4 protein-coding genes and 1 pseudogene are annotated in these 4,188 nt (G+C 59.0%); 2 read left to right on the top strand and 3 right to left on the bottom strand.

The window, feature by feature from the left end:
• Positions 1–145 precede the first annotated feature (145 nt).
• Positions 146–394, top strand: coding sequence for a group II intron maturase-specific domain-containing protein (locus BN874_RS08385; RefSeq protein WP_034432041.1), 249 nt, complete (start codon positions 146–148; stop codon positions 392–394).
• 169 nt (positions 395–563) lie between these two features.
• The gene (locus BN874_RS08380) at positions 564–977 is read left to right on the top strand and encodes an HNH endonuclease signature motif containing protein (protein WP_051497595.1); all 414 of its coding nucleotides are present in this window, start codon (positions 564–566) and stop codon (positions 975–977) included.
• Positions 978–1,055: 78 nt separating this feature from the next.
• Here BN874_RS08380 and BN874_RS26605 read toward each other — a convergent pair.
• The 3 genes and pseudogenes from BN874_RS26605 to BN874_RS24390 all read right to left on the bottom strand — a co-directional run.
• Positions 1,056–1,677 (bottom strand): annotated as a pseudogene (locus tag BN874_RS26605) (transposase); the annotation flags it as partial.
• Between the two features lie 38 nt (positions 1,678–1,715).
• Positions 1,716–3,773, bottom strand: a complete 2,058-nt coding sequence (locus tag BN874_RS08370) for an amylo-alpha-1,6-glucosidase (RefSeq protein ID WP_051497594.1) — start codon at positions 3,771–3,773, stop codon at positions 1,716–1,718.
• On the bottom strand, positions 3,770–4,051 hold the full coding sequence (locus BN874_RS24390) for a GMC family oxidoreductase (RefSeq protein ID WP_230314371.1): 282 nt from the start codon (positions 4,049–4,051) through the stop codon (positions 3,770–3,772). The genes BN874_RS08370 and BN874_RS24390 overlap by 4 nt, the downstream gene beginning before the upstream one ends.
• Positions 4,052–4,188 lie beyond the last annotated feature (137 nt).

Here is a 4,188-nt window from a genome sequence, read left to right as displayed (position 1 = left end):
GATCAAGGATAAACAAAATGTTCTATATTAGCAATTACAGTGAGGTACCTGAGTAGTTACTTTAATTTTAGAAAAATAGAATGGTATCTAAAAATTCCACAACCTGCATAGGAGAGCTATACTAACTAAGCCGTCAAAGAAAAACGTGAAAGCGTTTTTAGGGAAAATCCGGGAAGTAGTGAAGGCCAATGACATGGCGAAACAAGAAAACTTGATTGGACTACTCAACCCAATGATACGAGGTTGGGCGAATTACCATCAAGGTGCAGTCGCCAAAGAAACCTTTGCGAAAGTAGACCATGAAATTTGGAGAATAATTCCTCCTGTAAATTTTCCTGTGATCGGAATTGTGGGGCAGGCAGGTAAAATGAATATCACTTGGTTGGATCAATAGGTTAGATGCAGTCAACGCCTTAGCCTGGCGCTGCTAACCCTCGCCATCACAGGAAAATTTACAGGACCGAATAATTTGGAAATGGGCAACACGTCGCCACCCCAACAAAGGAACTAAATGGGTCAAGGATAGATATTTCATTCGGATTGGAAGCCGAGACTGGATATTTGTGGCGACAACCAAGGATAAGGACGGAAAACCGCAAAGGAGGACGCTGATAAAAGCCAGCGATACGAAAATAATGCGACATATCAAAATCAAGGGCGAAGCGAACCCGTTTGACCCCGCACAGGAATCCTACTTTGAAAGCCGTCTTGGCTGGAAAATGGATAACAACCTGAAAGGAAAGACGAAATTGCTTAGGCTTTGGTGGCGACAAGACAAGGAATGTCCTCACTGTCAAGAGAAAATAACGAAGGAAACGGGCTGGAACATTCACCATATCCTTCCAAAAGCTCAAGGCGGAAAAGACAATATTTCCAACCTGATGTTGCTACACCCGAATTGCCATAGGCAGATTCACAGCCAGAAGTTAGAAGTGGTGAAACCGGCTCCCGTGAAAGGGGGCTTAGATGAGGCTTGAGCCGTATGAAGGGAAACTTTCAAGTACGGTTCTTAGGGGAGGGAGTGGCAGAAATGCCGCTTCCTTACCCGACAACCCGCGGGTTCCTGGGGCGATGAACCGCTCGATCAGCGGGCGAATCATGGCTTGCTGGACGTTGTCCAGCCTCCGCACCACCACCGCCCCGCTGGATCATCCCGAAAATCGGCGGCTTTTCTTTTTCCAGGGTACCCCGGCCCCGTGCGCCCTTCAGCCGGCGCCGACGACCCCGGCGGCCTTTTTTTTCACTGCGTCCGGATGCCTTTTATGCCCGGCCATAAACCTCATCGCATTCCACTTCCCCCGACCGGGTCGGTTCGGGTTGGCGGGCGACGATCCCTGGGCGCAGTGGCTCGGTCATCCGTTGCGCGTCATCCGGGTTCAGCCCTCACTCCTGGGCGATCTGGGCATTCGATAAATTTAGTCCCATGAAATATAAACATAATATCCAAACTCGTAACGGCGGGTGGTGGCCGGCCAACACCGTCCCGGTCAGATCGTCAAAATAGCGATGGCACCCCGCACACCGATATTTCCGCCGCGCCGGTTGGGTGGTGTCGCGACCCGGCTTGGTGACCTCCGCCGCGCCACAATGAGGGCAACAGACCCCGTCGGGCCACCGCAACGGGCGAACGGTTTCATAGCACTTGACATCGTCCAGCAGATTTTGAAGGTTGATCATCGTCGGGGGGCCTTCGGTCGCGGCGGTTCAGAACTTGTTCAGTGTAGCCCCTGATCTCCGGCGGGGCGAACCGTGCTTAACCGTCTGGAATCCATATTGAGCCTTAACCGCTCCAGCCGTTGCCACGCTTCCAGCACGCAGGCTACCGACCAAGCCTGGGCCGGTGCGCCGCGTGGTGCGTGGGGCGGCGCACCGTCAAAAATTTCGCTGATCGTGCCCAGTCCGGCGTCCAGCAGGTGATCGCGGATCGGCGTCAGTCGGGTCTGAGCCACCGCTGCATCGCCGTAGACGCGATACTCAGCCAGCGCGTAGTGGCCCAGCAGCCATCCCCAGACCGGCCCTTGGTGATAACTGCCGTCGCGCTCCCAGACCCCGCCAAGATAATGCGGGCGATAATCGAGATGGTTGGGAGCCAGCGAACGCAAGCCATAGGAGGTCAGCAATTCCCGCCCGCACACCTGCACCACGGTGCGCTGGGTTGCCGGATCGAGTGGGCTGTGCGGCAGACTGACGGCGAAAATCTGGTTGGGGCGCAAGGTGAAATCGTCGCCGGCGGGACCGTCCAGCAGGTCAGCCAGCCCCGCGTCGGCGGGACGGACAAAGCGTTGAAAACCGTGTCGGACCTGGGCGGCAAGTGCGGAGTAGCGGTCGGCGGGCTGGCCGAGCTGTTCCGCGAAATCGGCCATACTCGCCAAAGCGTTGTACCAGAGCGCGTTGATCTCGACCGGCTTGCCGATGCGCGGCGTTACCACCCAGTCGCCCACCTTGGCGTCCATCCAAGTGAGTTGTACGCCTGGTTCGCCCGTGTACAACAGGCCATCAGCGGCATCCATGCCGATGTGATAGCGGGTTCCGCGAACGTGCCAGTCGATCATGTCCGCCAGCACCGGGAAAACCTTGGCCAGCGCCGCCTGGTCATCGGTCGCCTCCACATAAGCCCGCCACGCCTCGAAATACCACAGCGCGGCGTCTACGGTGTTGTAGTCGGGGGTTTCGACTGCGCCGGGAAATACATTCGGCAACATGCCCTGATCGACGAAGCGGGCGAAGGTCAGCAGGATGCGGCGGGCGCTGTCGGCACGGCCGGTGGACAGGGTCAGGCCGGGCAGCGCAATCATGGTGTCGCGGCCCCAGTCGCCGAACCACGGATAGCCCGCGATCACCGATTCGCCATTGGGCCAATCCGGCAGTGGCCGGGCGAACAGGAAGCTGTCGGCGGCCAGCGTCAGTTGGGCGATCCAGTCTGGAAGCGGATCAGTAAGGTACGGGCGGGCGCAATCGAGCAACATCGCCTCGCGGGAAAAGAACCGCTGGAGCGCCGCGTCCAGATCGGTATCCGCATCGGCGCGCAGGCTGGCGACGACGCCCACCCAAACGCCGGGCCGCAGGGTCAGCATCGCTTGGCCGATGCACAGATGGGCATCCCGTTCCGGCAGGCCGCGTTCCCGTTCCACTAGCAGATCGAAATTCTCGATCCAGTCCCATTCGGGCTGGAGGACGCCGCCCGCCGCCTGGAACCGCAAGGCGAATTGATCGGGGCAGACAACGTGCAGTTGTTCTCCTGCCATGTTCACTTGGGGCGTAAAGCCACCGGGAGCCATCCGCGCATGATGATCGCGGGCGTTGATCAGCAGTCGGACTCGCAATTGCAGATCCCGGTCGGCGGCGGGCGTATCCAACCGCCAGGCGATATAAACAGTATTCGCGCCCGGCTCCAGCCAGATGCGCTGCTCGATGACCCGGTCGCCGAGGGCATAGCGCCACACCGGCATCCGCCCGTGCAACTGGAAGGATTCCAGATAGACGTGACCGGTGGGATTCACGATGCCGCCGCCCCAGCGGTTACTAAACAGCGGCGTTTCCCGGCCACCGTCGAGCAGGGTAGCGTCGGCCTTGGCGAACACCAGCCAGCGGCCCAGCGGCGGATAAACCGGCGCAATCAGCAGGCCGTGATAGCAACGGGTCAGGGTTCCTGCCACCGTGCCGGCGGCATAACCGCCCAGCCCGTTGCTCAACCACCATTCGTGCCGCTCGGCCTGATCGAGATCGCCGCAGATGGCTCGCCCGAAGCGGATGAAATCCGGTACGCTGCTCATGGCGTGCGCTCCCGCTGTTGCAGCCGCTCCGTGACTCGCAGCGCCCAAGCGTAAATAGTCAGCGAGGGGTTGGCTCGGCTGGAGCGCGGCAACACGCTGCCATCCACCACGTACAGATTATCCAGGCCATGCACCTTGCCCTCGGCGTCCACGACCGAGGTGTGGGGATCAGCGCCCATAGTCAGAGTACCGCAGGCGTGCGCAGTGCCGGCCAGCGGAATCGCCTTGGTCCCGGATGGCAAGCCGATCTTCAACAACGACTGGCCGAAATCGCGCACCAACCGGCGATGTTCAGCAACCGCCGCTGGCAGTCGTGCCGGGTCGTAGTCCAGTCGGGGATACTGTGCGTCGTTGCCTCACCACCTATCAGTTTTAGGTAAAATTTGAAGCGGATAGGCTTTAGGTTGAGAGGAAC

Origin of the sequence: Candidatus Contendobacter odensis Run_B_J11, from assembly GCF_000531125.1 — a bacterium.
Classification (GTDB): Bacteria; Pseudomonadota; Gammaproteobacteria; order Competibacterales; family Competibacteraceae; genus Contendibacter; species Contendibacter odensensis.
Note: the sequence above shows the minus strand (reverse complement) of the source record. Positions and strands in the feature narration are given on the sequence as shown.

What these genes read in the sequence shown, in the direction of transcription:
- BN874_RS08370 (WP_051497594.1), bottom strand. Translation starts at nt 3,773, where the DNA reads ATGAGCAGCGTACCGGATTTCATCCGCTTCGGGCGAGCCATCTGCGGC.